We start from the raw sequence: 22,214 nt of genomic DNA, 5'->3' as shown, positions 1-22,214 counted from the left end.
CAATATTTCCGGAATACCACATTCAGGCGGCAGTTGGCTGTCATCTCTTCGGTTGGCGTCCTTTGTGTTTCATTGCTGTCGGCACTGGCCACGTCTTGGCAAGGGAGCCGGCAGCTCTACAGCGGCAAATTGCAGGATGGATTGCGAATCACCCACAATCTGGCCCTGCAAAGTCGCCTGGCGCTCGCCTTCGGCTCTTCCGAAAACGTAGGGGAAGCTCTGGCTGCGGCATCTGCCTTTCCCGATGTAGTTCGCATCGAAATTCGCCATGCCGATGGACGAGTCCTTCTTGAGCGCGGCGCCCCCTTGATTGGCGGCGGACCGGCAAGCGCCTCGCCGCTCAATCAGGAACCTTACCTGGAAAAGGAAAATGCCGAAGGCTGGCGCTTTGTCGCCCCGGTCTGGTCACGCTCGACCGGAGAATCTCCGTTTGAAGTAGAAGAGCGCAAGGACATCCTGCTCGGACAGGTCGTAGTTGAACAAAGTAAAGCCACTCTGGCCGCCCTGGTCAGAGAAGTTTTCATTGTCAATTTCGCCGCTGGTCTGGCCTTTGCTGTCCTCTTCGTGTTTGCCCTGCGCATCCTGGCCCGCCACCTGACCCGCCCCCTGGCCCTGCTCTCCGAAACCATGGCCCGCGCCGAGTTGGGCGAAATGGGCCTGCGGGCAGAAGTTGCCGGTCCACGCGACATTGCCGAAATGGCACATGCTTTCAACAGCATGATGGAAGCGCTTGAACAGCGAGAGACCGAATTGCGTACAGCTCGCGATGCGGCCCTGCGGTTTGCCAAGTTGAAAGCCGACTTCGCCGCCACGGTCAGCCATGAAATCCGCACCCCGCTGAACGGAGTGATCGGAACGCTGGAGATGCTGCGCCTCGGAAACATGAACGCCGACCAGCAGGAATTGTTGAGCTTGGCCTGGGATTCATCTCACTATCTGCTGGAACTGATCAACAACATTCTCGACTTCTCCCGCCTGGAGGCCGGGCGGATGGAGGTCGAAGCAACTGATTTTGCCCTGGCACCGCTGGTAGACGGCATCATCAAGATGTTTCACGCCCAAGCCAAAATCAAGAACATTGTCATCTCAAGTACAATTTCAGACGAACTGCCAGCCCATCTCAATGGTGATCCGGCACGAATCCGCCAGGTTCTCATCAACCTGATCGGCAATGCCCTCAAATTCACCGAACGCGGCTCGGTTTCTCTGATCGTCTCGCTGGACAACGTGCGCCAGCAATTACGCTTCAGCGTCAAGGACACCGGGATCGGAATCGCATCAGAACAACAATCCCTGATTTTCGACTCGTTCACCCAGGCCGATACCTCGACTACTCGCCGCTACGGAGGCAGCGGCCTGGGTCTGGCGATCTGCAAGCAAATCGTGAAGCTGATGGGTGGCGAAATTGGCGTCGAAAGCGCGCCGGAAACCGGCAGTCATTTCTGGTTTGTACTGCCTTGTACCCCCGGCAAGGCGGGTATCCGGACCTTCCAGGGCAACGAAGAGAGCCAACATCCGAGCATCCGCCACGGAAGAATTCTGATTGTCGAGGACAACAAAACCAACCAGGTGGTCGCCAGCGGCATGCTGCGCCTGCTTGGCTGCACTACCGGCCTGGCCAACAACGGACTGGAAGCAATTGCCCAATGGCACGACGGACAGTGGGATCTGATCCTGATGGACTGCTCGATGCCCGGCATGGACGGTTATGAAGCAACAATTACCATCCGCGGTCTGGAATCTGGTACTTCACGCCGCACGCCAATCATCGCGATGACCGCCAATACCCTGCCGGAGGACATTGAACGCTGCAAGGCGGCCGGCATGGATGACCATTTGTCCAAGCCACTGTCACTGGAAAGTCTGTCGCAAAAGCTTGAGATGTGGCTGCGTACAACCCGGTTGAACCACAGCGATAGCACGCAGGCCATTGCCCCTACCGAAGCCCCGGCAACCCCGCCTACCCCGCTCGACGGCAATGTCCTGAAACGCCTGCGTGATGCACTTGGCACCTCACTCGGGGAAGCCTTGCGGCCCTTCATTGAAGACATGCCAGGTTATCTGGTCGAGATCGAGCAAGCCATCGACAACCAGGATGCACTCACCTTGCGCCGCGTTGCTCATGTGATCAAGGGCGCTGCCAGTAACCTCGGCGCCAATGTCATTGCCCTGCTGGCCCGCGACCTCGAAGAACAGGCCGAGCGCGGCGAACTGCCAGCCAGCACCGAGTTGCTGTTACGCCTGCGCACCGAATTTGCCCTGGTCGAACCAACCCTGATTGCCGAACTCGATCACAGTGAAGACAGCAGCCCCTCGGTGCAAGCCGATGCCGCCCTCGTATTGGTCGTCGATGACGACCGCAGCACCCGCGCCGCACTCAAACACGCCCTGGTCCGCAGCGGCTTCCGCGTGGCCGAAGCGCAGGATGGCAGCCAGGCCCTTGACTGGCTGGAGCAAAATGAAGCCGATGCCATCCTGATGGATGCGCTGATGCCCGCGATGGACGGATTCACCGCTTGTGCGGCACTCAAGCGCCACCCGCAATGGAAAGACATCCCGGTGCTGATGATTACCGCGCTGGAGGATCGTCACTCGATTGAACGAGCCTTCGAGGCAGGCGCCTGCGATTTCATCCCCAAGCCGATTCACCTATCGGTGGTTAACCAGCGGGTCCGCCGGATCATCGAAGCGACCCGGACCGAGCGCCATGCACACAACCTGGCCTACAGCGATGCATTGACCGGCCTGCCCAACCGACTCAAATTTACCGAATACCTGACCCATGGACTGCAGCAGGCCAGCAACAATGGCAGTTCGCTGGCAGTCCTCTTCCTTGACCTTGACCGCTTCAAGTTCATCAACGACACGATGGGGCACGAAGCCGGCGATGAACTGCTCCGTCTGATTGCGCAGCGCTTGAAAGGCTGCGTCCGCGCCGACGATTGCGTTTCGCGGCTGGGCGGCGACGAATTCACCGTATTGCTCGACGACCTGCCCAACCCGGCCATCGCGGCCAGCGTTGCACAGAATATCTGCCGTACCGTTTCGGCGCCGCTGATCCTCAAGGAACAAGAGATGGTTGTCACCGCCAGCGTCGGGATCAGTGTTTATCCCAACGACGGCCTGGACATCAGCAGCCTGTTGCGGCACGCCGAAACGGCTATGTACCGCGCCAAACAAAGCGGCAGCGGCTTCTGCTACTACGAACCGGAGATGGAGTCGGCAGTTTCCGACCGCCTGAAGATCGAGAACGACCTCCGCCGGGCCATCGAACGGAACGAAATCACGGTTTTCTATCAACCGGTGATCGCTGCCGACAACGGCAACATGGTTGGTGTCGAAGCGCTGGTCCGCTGGCTGCACCCTGAACAGGGTCTGGTCTCCCCCGCAGCCTTCATCCCCATCGCCGAGGAAACCGGATTGATCCTCCCGATCGGCGAGCATGTCCTGCGCACCGCCTGCCAGCAGATTCGCAACTGGCTGGACATGGGGGCCCGGCCACTGCATGTGGCCGTCAATCTCTCGGTTAAGCAGCTCGAACAGCCCGATCTGGTACAGATTGTCCAGGACATCCTCGACGAAACCCGACTCCCCCCGGATGCACTGGTTCTAGAAATCACCGAGAGCGTGCTGGTTAACCGTGAACGCGACACACTGAAAGTGCTTGACGACCTGCGTGCGCTGGGCATCAGCCTGTCGATTGACGATTTTGGTACAGGCTATTCGTCACTCTCCTATCTCAAGCACCTGCCCGCCGACAACCTCAAGATCGACCGCTCCTTCATCCAGGATATTCCCAGCGATCAGGATGCAGTGGCGATCGTCACCGGCATCATGGCGCTGGCCCACAGCCTGCGCCTGACCGTGATTGCCGAAGGGGTCGAGACAGCCGACCAGCAAGCTACCTTGACCGGACTGAAGTGCGACTGCCTGCAAGGCTATTACTTCTCCAAGCCACTGCCGGCCGAAGTCATTGAAACCCGGCTACTCGGCAGCGCCTCGCTGTACCACTGAAGCCACAGCAAAAAACCGTCCGGCAGCGGGTCGACCGTGTCACCCCGATGCCGGGCATCTTGCCGATACCTGCCGGCAAGCGCCAGGCTGCGCTATTCCGGGCTACAGCCAGCTGCGAACATGCTACTATCGAGCAGATAAGCCCAACTCCATCGCAAAAGCATAATCCGGCACCCGTAACCAGATCGGACGCACGCAATCCATCGCTCTCGTCAAAGGAGACTCCATGAGCGCCCTGCTCGACAGTATCGTCGAACGCACCCAGTTGGCCGGCAACAACAAGCTGGAAGTCCTGCTCTTCTCGCTCGGCTACGACCACCGGCGGCAGCAACGGGAAATTTATGGAATCAACGTATTCAAGGTTTGCGAAGTCGTCCGCGTGCCCCCACTGACCGCTGCCCCCGAAATGCCGCGGGCAGTCAAGGGCATGGCCAGCCTGCGCGGACAACTGGTTCCGGTGCTCGATCTTGCCGAATATGCCGGCGTTGCCACCGAAGATCAGCGAAACATCATGATCGTTACCGAGTACAACGGTCGCACCCAGGGTTTTCTGGTTGAAAACGTCGAGACCATTCAGCGCCTTGATTGGAGCCGCATGCGCGTCCCGCCAGCAATCCTCACCGCCGAAAAAGGCGGCTTGGTCACCGCCGTATCCGAACTACCCGACAAGCGCCTGTTGATGATGGTCGATGTCGAAAAAGTCCTGGCCGAGATGCACCCCCAGGAAAACGACCTGATTTACCGCAGCATCAAGAAAATCGAGCAGGAAAGCCTGGGCACCGTGTTCTTTGCCGACGACTCCCTGGTTGCCCGCAAGCTGGTGGAACGCACTCTGGAAACCATGGGAGTCCGCCATTACGGTTCGATCAACGGGCAGGAAACCTGGGAGGCGCTGGAAAAAACTGCCGCCCGCGCCGCCGTAGCGGGCCGTCCAGCCAGCGACTTCATCAGCCTGGTGATCACCGACATTGAAATGCCGGAAATGGACGGCTACCTGCTGACCAGGAAGATCAAAAGTGACCCGCGCTTCGTCGGGGTTCCGGTGATCATGCACTCTTCGTTATCAGGCGAATCCAACCAGGCCCTCGGTTTCTCGGTCGGCGTCGATGAATACGTTCCCAAAATGCAGCCCAAGCAGCTTTCCGACGCCGTCACTAAATACCTTGCGCGAAAGCCGGTAGCCGCTTGAGGCCAGCACCCCCATTCGGGCCAGCATCTTGCGCAGACCCGAGGGAAACAGAAACAGCTAAAACCGACAAGGCAAAAGCCCCCGCCAGTTTCCCGGCGGGGGCTTTTTGCTTCTACTACGGTCAACCGGCCAAATCCGCAGATTTCGCCGGCCGTTTTCCGCAACTTACATCTCGACCGTCGCCGCCACTTCCACAAACTCCGGAATCTGGTCGAAGTTCATGTAGCGATAGACGTCAGCGGCCTTGGCGTTCACCAGCTTGATCTGCTCCATGTATTCCGGAACCGTGATGATGCGGCCAGCCAGGGCGCACATCGCGGCCAGTTCGGCGGAGCCGAGGTAGACGCGGGTGTCGATGCCCAGACGGTTCGGGAAGTTACGGGTGGAGGTGGAGATCGCAGTGGAACCCTTACGGATCTGGGCCTGGTTACCCATGCACAGCGAGCAGCCCGGCATTTCCATGCGGGCGCCGGCCTTGCCGAGAACGCTGTAGTAGCCTTCTTCGGTCAGGATCAGGGCGTCCATCTTGGTCGGCGGGGCGATCCACAGGCGTGCCGGGATGTCGCTCTTGCCGTCCAGGACCTTGCCGGCAGCACGGAAGTGGCCGATGTTGGTCATGCAGGAACCGATGAAGACTTCGTCGATCTTGTCGCCGGCGACTTCGGACAGCAGTTTGACGTCGTCCGGGTCGTTCGGGCAGGCCAGGATCGGCTCGGTAACTTCGGCCAGGTCGATTTCGATCACGGCAGCGTATTCGGCGTCAGCGTCGCCCTTCAACAGGGTGCCGTTGGCGATCCACTCTTCCATGGCGGCGATACGACGCTTCAGCGTGCGGGCATCGGCGTAGCCTTCGGCGATCATCCACTTCATCAGGGTGATGTTCGAACGCAGGTACTCGACGATCGGCTCCTTGTTCAGGGCGATGGCGCAAGCAGCAGCGGAACGCTCGGCGGCAGCGTCGGACAGTTCGAAGGCTTGTTCGACCTTCAGATCCGGCAGACCTTCAATTTCGAGAATGCGGCCGGAGAAGATGTTCTTCTTGCCCTTCTTCTCGACGGTCAGCAGACCGGCCTTGATCGCGTAGTACGGAATGGCGTTAACCAGATCGCGCAGGGTGATGCCGTCTTGCATCTTGCCCTTGAAGCGAACCAGCACGGATTCCGGCATGTCCAGCGGCATGACGCCGGTGGCGGCAGCGAAGGCGACCAGACCGGAACCGGCCGGGAAGGAGATGCCGATCGGGAAGCGGGTGTGCGAGTCACCACCGGTACCGACGGTATCCGGCAGCAGCAGGCGGTTCAGCCAGGAGTGGATGACGCCGTCGCCCGGACGCAGGGCAACGCCGCCACGGGTCGAGATGAAGGACGGCAGTTCGCGGTGCATGCGCACGTCGACCAGCTTCGGATAGGCGGCGGTGTGGCAGAAGGACTGCATCACCAGGTCGGCGGAGAAGCCAAGGCAAGCCAGATCCTTGAGTTCGTCGCGGGTCATCGGGCCGGTGGTGTCCTGGGAACCGACGGTGGTCATCTTCGGCTCGCAGTAGGTGCCCGGACGGATACCTTCAACGCCGCAGGCCTTGCCGACCATCTTCTGGGCAAGCGAGTAGCCCTTGCCGTTGTCGGCCGGGTTCTGCGGCAGGCGGAACAGGGTGGACGGGGCCAGGCCGAGGGCTTCACGCGCCTTGGCGGTCAGACCGCGACCGATGATCAGGGGGATACGGCCGCCAGCGCGGACTTCGTCGAGGATAACGAGGGTCTTGAGCTGGGATTCGGCGATCACAGCACCGTTCTTGGTGGCGGTGACCTTGCCGGTGGCACCGTCAACCTTCAGTTCGATCTCGTCGCCCATGTCCATCTGGCCGGCGTCGATTTCGATCGGCAGTGCGCCGGCATCTTCCATGGTGTTGAAGAAGATCGGGGCGATCTTGGAGCCGAGGCAGACGCCGCCAAAACGCTTGTTCGGGACGAAGGGGATGTCTTCGCCGGTGAACCACAGCACGGAGTTGGTGGCGGACTTGCGGGAAGAACCGGTACCGACCACGTCACCGACGTAGGCGATCAGGTTGCCCTTGGCAGCCAGCGCTTCCAGTTGCTTGATCGGGCCGCGGGAGCCCGGCTCGTCGGCTTCGATACCCGGACGCGGGTTCTTGAGCATGGCCAGCGCGTGCAGCGGGATGTCCGGACGCGACCAGGCATCCGGTGCCGGCGACAGGTCGTCGGTATTGGTTTCGCCGGTGACCTTGAAGACGGTCAGCTTTTGTGAGGCCGGGACTTCCGGACGCGAGGTGAACCACTCGGCGTCAGCCCAGGACTGCATCACGGCCTTGGCATTGGCGTTGCCGCCCTTGGCCAGTTCGGCGACATCGTGGAAGTAGTCGAAAACCAGCAGGGTCTTCTTCAGGCCTTCGGCGGCGGCAGTGCCGCACTCGCCGCAAGCCAGCAGGTCGATCAGCGGCTTGACGTTGTAGCCGCCGAGCATGGTGCCGAGCAGTTCGGTGGCCTTGACCTTGGAGACCAGGGCGCAGGCTTCTTCGCCCTTGGCGACCTTGGCCAGGAACTCGGCCTTGACCTTGGCGGCATCGTCCACACCGGCCGGAACGCGATAGGTCAGCAGTTCGACCAGGAAGGCTTCCTCGCCAGCGGGGGGGTTCTTCAGCAGGGCCACCAGGTCGGTGGTCTGTTGCTTGGACAGGGGCAGCGGCGGGATACCGAGGGCTGCACGCTCGGCAACGTGGGCGCGATAGGCTTCAAGCACGGCGACTTCCTTTCGTAAGGGGTTGCACTGGGGAGAAAACGGATATTTTAAGACAATGGCGGCGACCGTACCGCAACCATCCGCCAGGGGCGGAAATGCGGGATGCCGGCACCGGGGCCACAAGTCTTATATATTTTATATGTTTCCCCTCCCGCTTTGCCAGTCTTCTGCGCCAAAGCCGGCCTGACAACTCCTGAAAAACAAAAAATTCAACGTTTTTTCAACAAGTTGCAATTCACCCATCGAACCTCTCGGAACTCGGAAGCGGCCTCGGTGGAGGACGCTCCGGACACCATCCCTCAGTCTCCGTGCTGTCCGTAGCGGCAAGCAAAGCAAAAACTTCGCAAAATACTGCCAAAAATTTCGTAAATATCGTCTTTTTCGAAAAGTCATCCAGCCGTAGCATGGCGCATCGCTTGAATTCACCGAGATACTCCAATGTCCAACCGTCGCCCCCCCGCCGTCCGCCCGATTACTCTCCGCCAGACCGCGCCGACACAGGGTTCGCTGTTCGTGCTATCGGCCGGTTTGCTGCTAGCGGCCTTCTGGCTCGGCTGGCAAGCCTGGTTGTGAATTCCTAGCCACCACTTTCCCCCCTCGTTAGCCCGGCCGCCCATTTTTTGGGCGCCGGGTTTTTTTCTTTTTGACTTGCGGGTTTAGCCCGACTATCCAGAATTTATCCCCAGGCTTGTCCGACGCGACTGGGGAAAACCCGGGCGCATCAGCCAACGGTCCGCCTCGCTCCCCAAACCACCGGGCTTCGTGCGACAATCCGCGCTTGGATTTTTGTCATTTTTTACGGTCGACCGTAAAAAGTGGCAAAAACCCTGGCCCTGCCCCCAACCTCCCCGCAGGAGATCAACCATGCCCCGCCCTGCCCACTACCTTGCCCTGCCGCTACTGCTTCTTGCCCTGTCCGCCCAGGCTCAGGAATGGGCCGGCACGGTCAAATCGGCGAGCGGCGAAACCTACGCCGAACGCAATGGCCAGCGCATCGCGCTGAAAGCCGGCGACCGCGTCTTTCCCGGCGACAAACTGATCAGCGGCAAGGATAGTCAGATCGGGGTGACCCTGCGCGACGATACACTGATCTCGGCCAGCGCCAATTCGCAATTGAGCATCCGCGAATTCAGCTTCAACCCGGCCACCCACGAAGGCGGCATGGCAATTTCCATCCTGCGTGGAGTAACCGCAATGGTTTCGGGGCTGGTCGCCAAAGCCAACCCGCAAGCAATGCGGGTCAATACGCCGACCACGACCATCGGCATTCGGGGCACCGAGTTTGTCGTCGAGGTTGAGGCCGATGAATAAGCAGCACCACCGCCCCTGGCTGCTCCTCGCCCTGGCACTGCTCGCCGGCTGCTCAGCCGGTCCACGCGAACGCATCGTCCTGTTGCCCGACCGCAGCGGCCAGGTCGGTGCCATCATCGTCGAACACGGCGGGCGCAGCGTCGAGGTCGCCGAGGCCTATGCCGGCACGCGTCTTGAAAGCGGCAAACTGAATTCGGAAAAAATTGGCGAAACCGCAGTACGTCAGCGTTACCAGGCGGCCATCGAGGGCTTGCCGGCCTCTCCCCAACGCTACCTGCTCAATTTTGAGTTCGGCAATGACAAGCTGACCGCTGCGTCGCGCGCAATGCTGCCAACCATTCTCGCCGACCTGAGAAATTTCCCGGCGCCCGAAGTGCTGGTGATCGGCCATACCGACGCAGTCGGGACCACGCCGATCAATGATCGGCTATCGCTGGAACGCGCCAACCGAGTCCGAGAACTGCTAGTCGGCGCCGGCATCCCGCGTGATGCGATCCAGGTTGCCGGCCGCGGCAGCCGTGAACCGCTGGTGGCCCATCGCCCCGGCACGCAAGAACCGCGCAACCGCCGGGTTGAAATCAAGCTGCGCTGAACCAGGCTTTTTGCCCCAGCCCAGCGTTGACCGTGTAAGCAGCCGCCCCGCCGGCAGAGTTGCGCCTGCTCTCCGCCTCTCCGCCTCTCCGCCTCTCCGCCTCTCCGCCTCTCCGCCTCTCCGCCTCTCCGCCTCTCCGCCTCTCCGCCTCTCCGCCTCTCCGCCTCTCCGCCTCTCCGCCTTCAATTTTCCGTACAAAACCGACAAAACCTTTTATTTTCATTGCATTAAGCAATGAACAAACGTTTAAACCACAATGTGAAAAACGTTGCATTTGCGCAACAAGTCACCTAGGGATAACCCGTAGTTGACGTCATAAGTGATGGTGCCCCAACCCCTCGCTCCCTAGAATCCGCGACCTTCGGCGCAGAGGGTTTGCAGTTTCGGCTGCGGCATGACTGCCCCGCGCCTCCATCATTCTTGGGGATCAAACCATGCGATTGAAGAGCAAACTGGCGACCGCGCTGTTGCCGCTGGCCCTGCTGCTGGCAGGTACGAGTGCCGAAGCACGCGACTGGGCCGCGATCAAGGCCGATGGCAAATTCATTGCCGTCACCGAAGGTGCATTTTTTCCGTTCAATTATTTCGAAGGCGCCAAGCTGACCGGCTTCGAAGTCGAAGTTGCCGAAGCCGTGGCCAAGAAGCTCGGTCTCGCCATCGAGTGGCGCGTGGTGCCCTTCGACGCGCAAGTCGCCTCGATCCGCCAGGACCGTTTTGATTTCGCCATCGCTTCCCACGGCTACACTGAAGAACGAGCCAAATCGGTTGATTTCACCAACCCGCATTACTGTACCGGCGGCCAGATCGCCGCCCCCAAGGACGGCGCCCTGACCGCCGCGGCGCTGGCCGGCAAGACCGTCGCCGTGCAGTTGGCAACCAGCTACGCCGACAGCGCCAAGAAGATCGCCGGGGTCAAGGAAATCAAGACCTACAAGGCCGATCCGGAAGCCTTCTCGGCGCTCAAGAGCAAGAAGGTCGACGCCTGGATTTCCGACAAGTGGCTGATCAAGGCCACCCTGGAAAAGAACGCCGACGCCGGCATCGTCGCTGGTGAGCAGGTCTTCGTCGAGCGCGTTTCGGCGATCATGCGCAAGAACAACAAGGAACTGGCCGAGCAGTGGAACCGTGGCCTGGCCGAAGTGATGAAGGACGGCACCTACGCCACCTTGTCGCAGAAATATTTCAAGACCGACGTGTCCTGCCACTAAGCGAAGCCCGCCATGAACTGGAGCAAGCAAAATCCGGGCTGGACGATGTTCGCCGCGATGCTGGGGCTGCTCGCCTTCCTCTGGGGGCTGGCGATTCCGCTGTCGGCGGCACCGGAGCCAATCGGGCCGGCGGCGCAGCAATTTGCCGAGGGCGCCCGGATCACGGTCTGGCTGACCGTGGTTTCTGGGACCATCGGTATCGTCCTCGGCGTTCTCGCCGGGATCGGACGGATGTCGTCGATTGCGCCGCTGCGCTGGCTGTGTGCGTTTTATGTCTGGATCTTTCGCGGCACCCCGCTGCTGCTGCAAATCCTTTTCGTCTGGCTGGCTGCCCCGCAGTTCCTGCCGGATGCGCTGCAGCCATCGGATTTTGCCTGCGCCATCATTGCGTTGTCGCTGAACATCGGGGCTTACAACACCGAGTGCGTGCGCGCCGGCATCCTCGCGGTGCCGCACGGGCAGATCGAAGCCGCCCGGGCGCTCGGCCTGTCGCCGCTGCAGACCTTCATCGACATCATGCTGCCGCAAAGCATGCGCGTGGCCCTGCCGGCGCTGGCCAACAACCTGGCCTCGCTGGTCAAGGACTCGTCGCTGGCCTACGCGATCAGCGTGGTTGAACTGACGATGGTCGGCTACCGAGTCCAGGCCGAGAGCTACCAGCCGATTCCGGTCTTCCTGACCGTGGCCATGATCTACCTGATCCTGACCACGGCCTTCACCACCCTGACTTCGGCGCTGGAGACCCAGCTCGACGTCGGGCGCAAGCGCTGAGGAGCCCCCATGAGCGAAATCAAGCCCACGGCCCGGCCGATCATCGTCGCCCGCGATGTAGACAAGCATTTCGGCGCTTTCCATGCGCTGAAGAAGGTCTCCGCGACCTTCCGTGAAGGGGAGGTCACCGCAATCATCGGCCCTTCGGGCTCCGGCAAGTCGACCTTCCTGCGCACCTTGAACCGCCTTGAAGCGCACGACACCGGCAGCATCGTGATCGACGGCATCGAACTCAACGACGACCTGAAGAACCTCGACGCGATTCGCCGCGAGGTCGGGATGGTCTTCCAGAGCTTCAACCTGTTCTCGCACCTGACGATCCTGAAGAACATCACCCTCGCCCCGATGCGGGTGCGCAAGATGTCGGCCGCCGACGCCGAAGCCAAGGCCCTGGCCTTGCTCGACCGCGTCGGGCTCAAGGCGCATGCGCACAAGTACCCGGTGCAGTTGTCCGGCGGGCAGCAGCAACGGGTGGCGATTGCCCGGGCGCTGGCGATGGACCCCAAGGTGCTGCTGTTCGACGAGCCGACCTCGGCGCTCGACCCGGAGATGGTCAACGAAGTGCTCGCGGTGATGCGCGAACTGGCGCATACCGGCATCACCATGCTGGTGGTCACCCACGAGATGGGTTTTGCCCGCGAGGTTGCCGACCGCGTGATTTTCTTCGATCACGGGACCATTCTCGAAGACTCGACGCCGCAGGACTTCTTCAGCAATCCGGCGCACGAACGCGCCAAAACCTTTTTGACGCAGGTCCGCCACGGCTTCTGAGCCGGCGGATCGCGCGACCATTTTTACGATTGAAAGACAAGTCATGAAACTCAAGCAACTGACCCTCGCCCTGTGCGGGCTCGGCCTCGCCTCGGTGGCGCTGGCCAACGATTCGCAGCGCATCGCCCAGCTCGAAGCCCAGCTCAAGGCCATGCAGAGCCAGCTCGAAGAGCTGAAGAAAACCCAGAAGCAGGAAATCGCTCAACTGCAGGACCAGGTCACGGCCCAAGGCAAGGAAGCGGTCGTCGTCGGCGACCTGCCCAACTCCTATCGTCTGGCCTCCGGCGACACCTCGATCCGCGTCTACGGCATCGCCGAATACAACGTGGTCCGTGAAAGCAAGGGCAGCAACGCCGACATGGATTACTCGACCTTCATGCCTTATGCCCCGCTGCGCGGCACCCCGGAAGCAGCGCGCAAGGGCCAGACCTACTCGCACGCCCGCACCTCGCGGATCGGCGTCGAAGCCTCGACCCCGACCCAGTACGGCCAGCTGATCGCCAAGATCGAAGGCGACTTCAACAACGACCCGCGCACCGGCAACTCGGCCGTCTATGGCGATCTGCGCAACATCTACACCCAGCAGGCGACCAACAGCTACAACTTCCGTCTGCGCCACGCTTACGTGCAACTCGGCCCGTGGCTGGCCGGCCAGAGCTGGTCCACCTTCATGGACCTCGACGCGACGCCGGAAGTGGTCGACTTCAACGGCCCGATCGGCGGCACCTTCATCCGTCAGCCGCAACTGCGCTACACCTACGCCACCCCGAACTACGGCAACTTCACCGCCGCGCTGGAAAACTCGGTCAGCTACGTGCTCGACCCGACCGGCAGCGCCTCGACCGCCGGCTTTGCCAAGTCGCCCGACCTGATCGTGCGCTGGGACAAGGCCTTCACCCAGGGCTCGCTGAGCCTGCGCGCGGTGTCGCACGAGCATCGCGTCGATGGCAGCATGCAACTGGGCGGCGGCGTTAACCGCGTAGTCGACGAATCGCGCCGTGGCTACGGCGTCTCGGTGTCCGGCGTCTATCGCTTCACCGACAACGACCAGATCAGCTTCATCGCCACCGGCGGCGAAGGTATCGGCCGCTACTTCAACTACATCGAAGGCGCCGGCTACAACGCCAACACCAACCAGATCACCATGGAAAAGGCCTTGGGCCTGGTGGTTGGCTACCAGCACAAGTTCAGCGAGACCCTGCGCATGAACCTGGTCTATGGCGGTCAGCGTCACTACGACAACGCCTATACCGACTGGGCCCGTGCCAACGGCCTCGACAGCGGCCGCTTCGGCGTTAACCGTCAGGTCCAGCAGTTCCACGTCGGCGCAATCTGGAACCCGGTCAAATATGTCGATATCGGCGCCGAGTACATCTATGGCCGCCGCGAGACCCTGTCCGGCCAGCGTGGCGATATGTCGCGCATCAACCTGATGGCGCGTTACAACTTCAACTAAGCCGTCGCCTATCGGTCGCCGGCCCCGCCCGGCGACCACCGGGCAGCCGGCCACCGTCTGACTTTCTTCGCCGCCCTGCCCATGTCGCCCGAACTGATTTCCTCGACTTTCCTGCTCCTGCTGGTCCTCGACCCGCTCGGCAACGTACCGTTCGTCCAGTCGCTGTTGCGCGACCTGCCAGCGGCCGGCAAGCGCCGGGTGATCCTGCGCGAATGCGCGATCGCCACAGGCGTACTGCTTGCCTTCCTGTTTGCCGGCGACCGCCTGCTGGCGGTGATGCACCTCTCCGAACCGGCGCTGGAAATTTCCGGCGGCCTGATCCTCTTTTTGATTGCGCTGCGCATGGTCTTCCCCCCGGCGGGCCACGGCGCCGCCGATACGCCGGCGCGCAGCGAAGCCTTCATTGTGCCGCTGGCCGTACCGATGATCGCCGGCCCCTCGGCGCTGGCGATGGTCCTGCTCGCCTCGCGCCAGTCCGGCGATCCGTGGCTGTGGGTCGGCGCGGTCTTGGCCGCATCTACGGTCAACACCCTGATCTTGCTGATTTCCGACCCGCTCGCCCGTCTCTTCGGCCGCTCCGGCATGGAGGCGATGGAACGCCTGATGGGTCTGATCCTGACTACAATGGCCGTGCAGATGCTGATTTCCGGCCTCAAGGTCGCCTTTGCCGCTTAAGGAGTTGCGCATGACCGCCACCGTTCATAGCCACCGCATCAGCCTGATTGGCGTTCCCACCGATGTCGGCGCCGGCACCCGTGGCAGCCGCATGGGCCCGGAAGCCCTGCGCGTCGCCGGGATTCACGAAGCCCTGGTTGCCTTCGGCGTCGATGTCGTCGATTGCGGCAATCTGAGCGGCCCGGCCAACCCGGAACAGCCGCCGCAAGCCGGCCTCCGTCACCTGCCCGAAGTCGCCGCCTGGAACGCGACGCTGCACGACGCGGTGTACCGCGAGCTGGCCGCCGACCGCCTGCCGATCATGATGGGCGGCGACCATTGCCTGGCGATCGGTTCGATCAGCGCCGTCGCCCGCCATTGCCGCGAACAGGGCAAGAAGCTGCGGGTGCTGTGGTTCGACGCCCACGCCGACCTCAATACTGCGACCATGACGCCTTCCGGCAACATCCACGGCATGCCGGTCGCCTGTCTCTGTGGCCACGGCCCGCAGGTCCTGTGCGAAATCGGCGGCCACGTCCCGGCGATGCTGCCCGACCAGATCCGCCAGATCGGCATCCGCAGCGTTGACGACGGTGAAAAGCGCTTCCTGCAGCAACTCGGGATCGAGGTCTTCGACATGCGCTACATCGACGAGCACGGCATGCGCGCAGTGATGGACAAGGCGCTGGCCGGGATCGACGCCGACACTCATCTGCACGTCAGCCTCGATGTCGATTTTCTCGACCCGGAAATCGCCCCCGGCGTCGGCACCACGGTGCGCGGCGGCCCGACCTACCGCGAAGCGCAGCTGTGCATGGAAATGATCGCCGATACCGAACGGCTGGCCTCGCTCGACATCGTCGAACTCAACCCGGCGCTCGACCACCGCAACCAGACCGCCGAACTGGCGGTCGACCTGATCGAAAGCCTGTTCGGCAAAAGCACGCTGTGCCGCATTCATAGTTAGCCCGCGCCTTAGCCTCCGGTTTTTGCCGGTTTTCACGGTCGACCGTGAAAACCGGCAAAAATCATTCAGGGCTCCGGCTCTTTGCCCAGTCCTCTGCCCGACTCTTTCCCGATTTTTCGCCCCCGATTTTCCCCGCCCCCTTCCCGTTGCCCCCCGTTTCCATGTCCCGCCTGCAAGCCAATTTCCTGCTCCTGATTGCCGCCCTGATCTGGGGCACCACCTTCGTCGCTCAGCAAGTCGTGCTCGACAATCTCGGCCCCTTTCTCTATACCGGCCTGCGTTTCCTGCTCGGCGCGCTGATCATCGTGCCGATGGCGCTGCGCGAATACGTCCGCCTGGCCGACCGCAACATCCGCCTGGACGGCGCCGACTGGCTGGCCGGGATCAGTCTCGGCGGCCTGCTCTTTGCCGGGATCATCTTGCAGCAGATCGGGATCGGCGAAACCACGGTCACCAACGCCGGCTTCCTCACCGCGCTGTATGTGCCGCTGGTGCCGCTGCTGGCCTGGCTGCTGCACCGCCACCGCCCGCACTGGCTGACCTGGCCGGCGGTCGGCTGCAGCCTGTTCGGAACCTGGCTGCTCGCCGGCGGCGAACTGACCGAACTGAGCAGCGGCGACTGGTGGGTGATCGCCAGCACCTTCTTCTGGGGGCTGCACGTGCTCTACGTCGGCCGCGTTGCCGCGCGCAAGGGCACGCCGATCCTGGTCGCGCTGACCCAGTTCGTTGTCTGCGGCAGCCTGGCGCTGATCTGGGGCCTGCTCACCGAACCGCTCAGCAGCGAGCGCCTGCTCGCCGCACTGCCGGCGATTCTTTACGGCGGCGTGCTCTCGGTCGGCGTCGGTTTCACCCTGCAAGTCGTCGCCCAGCGCCACACTGGCCCGGCGGATGCCGCTGTCCTGCTTTCGTCGGAAACCCTGTTCGCCGGACTGGCCGGCGCACTGGTCCTCGGCGAACGCCTGGGGCCGCTGCAACTCGCCGGCTGCACGCTGATCTTCGCCAGCATCCTGGCGGTACAGCTACTGCCGCTATGGCTGGAAAAACGGGCGGCGGCGAGTCGCTAGTCCTTGCGCCGGGGCCGGACAGCGCCCCCGCTGCCCGGGAAAAAAATGGCACCGCTTGCTCCGGCGCCATTTTTCATTTTTGGGCCATATTCACGGTCGACCGTGTGATTCGGGATTTTTCCCCGCGCGGCAAGTGCCGGCACGGCGACGCCTCGATCTTGCCGGCGATGCGCTGCCAGCCAAGAGCAAGGCGCCAGCGGCGGCTTGCCGGCAACATCCCGACGATCTTCCCGCTATTTCTCGACGCGCCCCAAGACTTTGCGGTGCGCGCAAGGTGCCTGGCCCGTACTCAGGCGGCGCGGGCCAGGCCGGCGCTCAACGGCAGGTAGCCGAACAGGTCGCGCGGGTCGGCCAGCTGCGGCAGCAGGCCCAGCGTTTCGCCCTGGCCGGCGGCGGTTTCCTGCAGCCAGGAGAGTGCCGAAAAATCTTCCAGCGCGAAGCCGACCGAATCGAAGATCGTCACTTCTTCGGCGGCTTGGCGGCCGGGGTGAGCACCGCTCAAGACCTGCCAGAATTCGTGCGCTGGGAAGTCGGCGGGCATTTGCTGCAACTCGCCCTCGATCCGGGTTTGCGGTGCGTATTCGACGAAGACCTGGCCACAGGCGGCGAGAATCTCCGGGGCAAGCTCGGTCTTGCCCGGACAGTCGCCGCCAACGGCGTTGAGATGCATCCCCGGCTCGATCATCGCCGGGGTCAGGATAGTGGCGTTGCTCTTGTCGGCGGTGATGGTGGTGACGATGTCGCAGCCGCGCACCGCCTCGGCGGTGCTGGCGAAGGCGCGCGAAGTCAGACCGAGGCGGGCCAGGTTGCGCTGCAGCTTGGCGGTCGCCGCCGGGTCGAGATCGTGGAGATGGAATTCGCGGATGCCGAGCAGGCGGTGGAAGGCCAGGGCCTGGAACTCGCTCTGGGCGCCGTTGCCGATCAGTGCCAGCCGCCGGCTGTCCGGGCGTGCCAAATGCTGTGCGGCCAAGGCCGACATCGCCGCCGTCCGCAAGGCGGTGAGCAGCGTCAGTTCAGCGAGCAGGCAGGGCAAGCCGGTCGCCACCTCGGCCAGCACGCCGAAGGCGAGCACGGTGGGCAGGCCGTGGCGCTGGTTCTTCGGGTGGCCGTTCACATATTTGAACGAGTAATGCACGCCGTCCGAGACCGGCATCAACTCGATCACGCCCTCCGGCGAATGGCAGGCGGCGCGCGGGCTCTTGTCGAACTGCGGCCAGCGGCGGAAATCGGCGTCCAGTTGGCGGGCGATGCCGGCGATGCACTCGCCCGGTCCTTCGGCGGCGATCAGGCGGGCGATGGCGGCGGCGGGAAATACGGGCAGCGACAAACTGGCGAGGGACGACATGACAAGCTCCAGCGGGAGAAATAGTTGACTGTTTCGCTCATCTTCCCACGCGCTCACGCCAAACAAAATCGCAAACAATGCTGCATTTCGTCAGTTTTTAAAGCAGAATGACACAACAAATTGACGGAATGTTCAAATGGACGCGCTCGACCAGCAACTGATTGCGCAATTGCGCCATAACGCCCGGCAAAGCGTCGCGACCCTGGCGCACAAGCTCAAGGTCTCGCGCGGCACGATCAGCAACCGCCTGGCCCGCCTCGAACAGGACGGGGTCATCGCCGGCTACACGGTGCAATTGCGCCCGGAACTGCCGAACAACGAAATCCGCGCCTGGATGAGCATTGCGGTTTCCGGCAACGAGACCCGCTCGGTGATCGCCAGCCTGCTCGGCGAGCCCGGCGTCGCCCGCCTCCACGACACCAACGGCCGCTGGGACCTGCTCGCCGAACTGCGTGCCGAAAATCTCAAGGAGTTGTCGGACATCCTCGAACGCATCCGCCTGATCCGCAGCATCCAGACCACCGAAACCAGCATCCATCTCGCCACCTACCGCACCTGAGCCGGCCCGCAGCCTGCTAGACTGGCAGTCTTGCGCCTGCATCCGCCCGGCATGACCGGCCCGCGAGCAGTTCCGCCACCGCTTTTTCAACGTCACTTCGCATCGCCATGTCCCGCATCAAAGCCATCGCCCCCCTCGGCCAGCAGATCTGGCTCGACAATCTCTCCCGCCACCTGCTCGAATCGGGCGAACTCGCCCGCTGGATCGAAGAAGACGCCATTGCTGGCGTGACCTCGAACCCGGCGATCTTCTTCAATGCGATCAAGAACGACGCGCACTACCAAAGCGCGCTGGCCAGCCTGCGCCAGAGCGCGGCCGACGCCAGCCCCGAACAGCGCTTCGAGGCGCTGGTCCTGCCCGACGTGCGCCGCGCCTGCCAGTTGTTGCGCCCGGTATATGAGGCCAGCCAGGGCCAGGCCGGCTTCGTCAGCTTCGAAGTCTCGCCGACGCTGGCGCACGATGCCGCCGCCACCCTCGCCGCCGCCCGCCGCCTGTGGGCCGAGATCGGCGAAGCCAACGCGATGATCAAGATTCCGGCGACCCCGGCCGGGATGCAGGCGATCAGCGGCGCGATTGCCGACGGGATCAATGTCAATGTGACGCTGATCTTTTCCCCGGCGCAGCTGGCCTGCGTCCAGGCCGCCTACCGCGCCGGCATCGAGCAGCGTTTTGCCGCCGGTTTGCCGGTCGACCGTATCGCCTCGGTCGCCAGCGTCTTCATCAGCCGTCTCGACAGCCTGCTCGACCCGCAACTGCCGGCCGAGCTCCAGGGCAAGACCGCACTGGCCTTTGCTGCCAACGAGTACGCCCGCTGGCAGCAACAGCCGGCGCTGCCCGGCGGCGCCCGGCCGCAGTCGTTGCTGTGGGCCTCAACCTCCAGCAAGAACCCGGCGTATCGCGACGTGCTTTACGTCGAGCAACTGATCGGCGCCGGCACGGTGAACACCGTCCCGGATGCGACGCTGGCCGCCTTCCGCGACCACGGCGAAGCCGCCCTCACCTTGCCGCAGCAAGCTGCAGTTGCGCCAGCCCAGCTCGCCGCGCTGCAGGAATGCGGGATCGACCTTGAACGGGTCGGCGCCGAACTGCTCGCCGCCGGCCTCAAGCAATTCGACGAAGCCTTCGCCAAGTTGCTCGAACTGGTGCGCTAGGGCTCCCCGCCAAGCACCGGCCGCCCCTCCCGCAGCAGCGCGGCGATGGCGGCGGCCGGCGCCGGCCTGCTGTAGCGATAGCCCTGCAGGATGTCGCAGGCATGGGCCAGCAAAAAGACCTCCTGCCCGATGGTTTCAACCCCCTCGGCAATCACCTTGAGACCCAGGTTATGGGCCAGAGCAATGGTTGCGGCACTGATTGCGGCATCGTTGCCATCGCTCTCGATATCCTTGACGAAAGTCCGGTCGAGCTTGAGCGTATCAATCGGCAACAGCTTCAGATAGGCCAGCGACGAATAGCCCGTCCCGAAATCGTCGATCGCCAGTTCGACCCCGAGGTTGCGTAATTCCAGCAACAGCCCGATTGCCCGCTCCGGGTTAGCCATTGCCACCGACTCGGTTACCTCCAGTTCCAGATGTCCGCTGGCAATCCGGTACTGCGCGAGGAGTTGGCCGACCTCTTCGATCAGCTTGCCTGAGCGCAGCTGAAAGGCCGAGAGATTGACCGCCATGCGCAGGGACGGACAACCGGCCTGCTGCCATTCGGCAAGCTGCCGGCAGGCTTCGGCCAGCACCCAGCTCCCCAGCGGCTCAATCATCCCGGTTTCCTCGGCAAGGGGAATGAACTCCAATGGCGAAAGCATGCCGCGCACCGGATGGCGCCAACGGACCAGCGCCTCGACGCCGCAGATGCGTGAACTCGCCGCCTCGATCTGCGGCTGGTAATGCAACTCGAACTGCCCCTCGGCCAGACCACTGAGCATGTCGCGCTCCAGCGACATCCGCTCCCGCGCCGAGGTGTTCATCTCGGGAGTAAAGAACAGGGCCGCATTGCGACCGCATTCCTTGACGTGATACATCGCCACATCGGCGTGCTGCATCAATTCCTCGGCACTTTCACCGTCGCCGGGATAAACGCTGATCCCGATGCTCGGGGTCGAGCGCAACTCCTTGCCGTCGATCAGATAGGGGCTGTCGAGTCGTTGCAGGATGCGTTGAGCAATTGTTGCTCCCGCCTGCATCCCTGATTCGGCTCCGGTGAGAACCACCACGAATTCGTCGCCGCCCAAGCGGGCGACAATGTCGCTTTCGCGCACGCAATCCTGCAAGCGCCGGGCAACCTCGATCAGCAAGCGGTCGCCGATATGATGCCCAAGGGTGTCGTTGATCAATTTGAAGCGATCCATGTCGATAAACATCACCGCCACCTGCTGCCGCTCCCGACGGGCCGACAACAGGGCCTGATCAAGGCGCTCCTCAAGGCTGAAGCGATTGAACAGCCCGGTCAATGGGTCATGATGTGCAAGATGGGCAATCCGCTCCTCAGCCGCCTTGCGTTCGCTAATGTCAGTAAAACTGGCGATGTAGTTGGCAATCTCCCCCAATTCATCGCGGATAACCGAAATGGCCGCCCACACCGGACGCAAACCACCATCCTTGCGACGATCCCAGAGTTCGCCCTGCCAGTATCCGGTATCGCGCAGGGTGGCCCACATTTCCTGATAGATGTGCGGCGGGGTACTCCCCGATGCCAGCAGTTTGGGATCCTGGCCCAGCACCTCCTCGCGGCAGTAGCCGGTCAACCGGCTGAAGGCCGGATTGATGTCGACAATCAGGTTGTCGCGGTCGCAAACCAGAATGGCCTCGCCACTGTTCTCGAAAATATTGGCATACAGGCGCAAAGCCTTGTCGGCCTGCTTGCTCGCTGTAATATCGATCCGATTGCCGACCAGATAACCTCCCGGCGTCCGGTATTCGATGATCAGCAGCCAGCGCCCGTCAGCCAGTTCCTGCTCGATCGCCCGACCGTCCGGATGCTGGTGCTGCCAGACCCGCTCCGCCACCCAAGCATCGACCCGCCCGATGGCCTGCTTGTACTGACCACGCTCGGCTCCCCGGCGAACGATTTCCTCGAAAGTCGCACCGGGAACGATCAGGTCACGGCTGTCCTCATAGAAGCCGAGATAAGCTTCATTGCACATCACCAACCGGTCTTCCGGATCGTAGATGGTGAAACCAATCGCGATGTTGCGCACCGCCTCGTGCAGCAGCGAGCGTGCCGCCACATCGGCACGCAGCTTGCTGTTGGCGGCATTCAACTCGGCCGAACTGAGTTCAAGGCTACGGGTGCGCAGTTCGAGGTCACGGTCGGCCTGCTCGTAGCTGGCCTCGACCCGCTGCAGGAAGTCATTCAAGCCGCATAGCAAGGCCGCCATTTCGCCCGACACCCCGGGTTGCCGGGCGAGTAAGACGGCCTCGGCCAGCAGGCGGTCACAGGCCTCCTGATCGGCGATCCCCAAGCCGCGTTTAAGCTGTCGCTGCAATCCCTTGTGCACGGTCTGTTCACTCCTCCCTGAGCCCGAGACCACTTCGCCCGCCAGCCCAGATTCACCGACTGGCCCTTTTCT

At 62.6% G+C, this 22,214-nt stretch carries 17 protein-coding genes; 14 read left to right on the top strand and 3 right to left on the bottom strand.

Going from position 1 to position 22,214, the window contains the following annotated elements; all coding sequences use genetic code 11:
- The first annotated feature begins 33 nt into the window (after positions 1-33).
- Both VX159_RS05270 and VX159_RS05265 read left to right on the top strand, forming a co-directional pair.
- Positions 34-4,014 (top strand): EAL domain-containing protein, encoded by a 3,981-nt coding sequence (locus VX159_RS05270; protein WP_371324936.1) that lies wholly within the window; start codon positions 34-36, stop codon positions 4,012-4,014.
- 226 nt (positions 4,015-4,240) lie between these two features.
- Complete coding sequence (locus VX159_RS05265; RefSeq protein ID WP_371324935.1) at positions 4,241-5,203, top strand: chemotaxis protein; 963 nt, start codon at positions 4,241-4,243, stop codon at positions 5,201-5,203.
- A gap of 165 nt (positions 5,204-5,368) precedes the next feature.
- On the opposite strand, the gene acnB is transcribed toward VX159_RS05265, so the two are convergent.
- On the bottom strand, positions 5,369-7,957 hold the full coding sequence (gene acnB / locus VX159_RS05260; protein ID WP_371324934.1) for a bifunctional aconitate hydratase 2/2-methylisocitrate dehydratase: 2,589 nt from the start codon (positions 7,955-7,957) through the stop codon (positions 5,369-5,371).
- A gap of 438 nt (positions 7,958-8,395) precedes the next feature.
- On the opposite strand from acnB, the gene VX159_RS05255 reads away from it, so the two are divergent.
- The 10 genes from VX159_RS05255 (at position 8,396) to VX159_RS05210 (ending at position 16,751) form a co-directional block, all read left to right on the top strand.
- Complete coding sequence (locus VX159_RS05255) at positions 8,396-8,530, top strand: hypothetical protein (RefSeq protein WP_371324933.1); 135 nt, start codon at positions 8,396-8,398, stop codon at positions 8,528-8,530.
- A 291-nt stretch (positions 8,531-8,821) separates the two neighbouring features.
- Positions 8,822-9,268, top strand: coding sequence for a FecR domain-containing protein (locus VX159_RS05250; protein ID WP_371324932.1), 447 nt, complete (start codon positions 8,822-8,824; stop codon positions 9,266-9,268).
- Complete coding sequence (locus tag VX159_RS05245) at positions 9,261-9,860, top strand: OmpA family protein (RefSeq protein ID WP_371324931.1); 600 nt, start codon at positions 9,261-9,263, stop codon at positions 9,858-9,860. Before VX159_RS05250 ends, VX159_RS05245 begins: the two co-directional genes overlap by 8 nt.
- Positions 9,861-10,294: 434 nt before the next feature.
- Positions 10,295-11,068, top strand: a complete 774-nt coding sequence (locus VX159_RS05240; protein ID WP_371324930.1) for an ABC transporter substrate-binding protein — start codon at positions 10,295-10,297, stop codon at positions 11,066-11,068.
- Positions 11,069-11,080: 12 nt separating this feature from the next.
- Positions 11,081-11,839, top strand: coding sequence for an amino acid ABC transporter permease (locus VX159_RS05235; RefSeq protein ID WP_371324929.1), 759 nt, complete (start codon positions 11,081-11,083; stop codon positions 11,837-11,839).
- Positions 11,840-11,878: 39 nt separating this feature from the next.
- Positions 11,879-12,610 (top strand): amino acid ABC transporter ATP-binding protein, encoded by a 732-nt coding sequence (locus tag VX159_RS05230; RefSeq protein ID WP_371325494.1) that lies wholly within the window; start codon positions 11,879-11,881, stop codon positions 12,608-12,610.
- A gap of 43 nt (positions 12,611-12,653) precedes the next feature.
- Positions 12,654-14,066 carry a DcaP family trimeric outer membrane transporter gene (locus VX159_RS05225; RefSeq protein WP_371324928.1) on the top strand — a complete coding sequence of 471 codons (1,413 nt, stop codon included), beginning with the start codon at positions 12,654-12,656 and terminating at the stop codon, positions 14,064-14,066.
- Between the two features lie 81 nt (positions 14,067-14,147).
- Positions 14,148-14,741 carry a MarC family protein gene (locus VX159_RS05220; RefSeq protein ID WP_371324927.1) on the top strand — a complete coding sequence of 198 codons (594 nt, stop codon included), beginning with the start codon at positions 14,148-14,150 and terminating at the stop codon, positions 14,739-14,741.
- 10 nt (positions 14,742-14,751) lie between these two features.
- Positions 14,752-15,687 carry an arginase gene (gene rocF, locus VX159_RS05215; RefSeq protein WP_371324926.1) on the top strand — a complete coding sequence of 312 codons (936 nt, stop codon included), beginning with the start codon at positions 14,752-14,754 and terminating at the stop codon, positions 15,685-15,687.
- A 161-nt stretch (positions 15,688-15,848) separates the two neighbouring features.
- On the top strand, positions 15,849-16,751 hold the full coding sequence (locus tag VX159_RS05210) for a DMT family transporter (RefSeq protein WP_371324925.1): 903 nt from the start codon (positions 15,849-15,851) through the stop codon (positions 16,749-16,751).
- Between the two features lie 289 nt (positions 16,752-17,040).
- On the opposite strand, the gene VX159_RS05205 is transcribed toward VX159_RS05210, so the two are convergent.
- The gene (locus tag VX159_RS05205; protein ID WP_371324924.1) at positions 17,041-18,096 is read right to left on the bottom strand and encodes an ornithine cyclodeaminase; all 1,056 of its coding nucleotides are present in this window, start codon (positions 18,094-18,096) and stop codon (positions 17,041-17,043) included.
- Positions 18,097-18,232: 136 nt separating this feature from the next.
- Here VX159_RS05205 and VX159_RS05200 point away from each other — a divergent pair, with 136 nt between their 5' ends.
- Positions 18,233-18,655, top strand: coding sequence for an Lrp/AsnC family transcriptional regulator (locus tag VX159_RS05200; protein ID WP_371324923.1), 423 nt, complete (start codon positions 18,233-18,235; stop codon positions 18,653-18,655).
- Positions 18,656-18,762: 107 nt separating this feature from the next.
- Positions 18,763-19,806, top strand: coding sequence for a transaldolase (gene tal, locus VX159_RS05195; RefSeq protein WP_371324922.1), 1,044 nt, complete (start codon positions 18,763-18,765; stop codon positions 19,804-19,806).
- On the opposite strand, the gene VX159_RS05190 is transcribed toward tal, so the two are convergent.
- The gene (locus VX159_RS05190) at positions 19,803-22,142 is read right to left on the bottom strand and encodes a putative bifunctional diguanylate cyclase/phosphodiesterase (RefSeq protein WP_371324921.1); all 2,340 of its coding nucleotides are present in this window, start codon (positions 22,140-22,142) and stop codon (positions 19,803-19,805) included. The genes tal and VX159_RS05190 overlap by 4 nt on opposite strands.
- Between the last annotated feature and the right edge of the window lie 72 nt (positions 22,143-22,214).

The sequence above is a fragment of the Dechloromonas sp. ZY10 genome (genome assembly GCF_041378895.1).
GTDB classification, from domain to species: Bacteria; Pseudomonadota; Gammaproteobacteria; order Burkholderiales; family Rhodocyclaceae; genus Azonexus; species Azonexus aquae.
The sequence above is the reverse complement of the archived record's forward strand: the minus strand, read 5'-3'. Positions and strand labels throughout refer to the sequence as shown.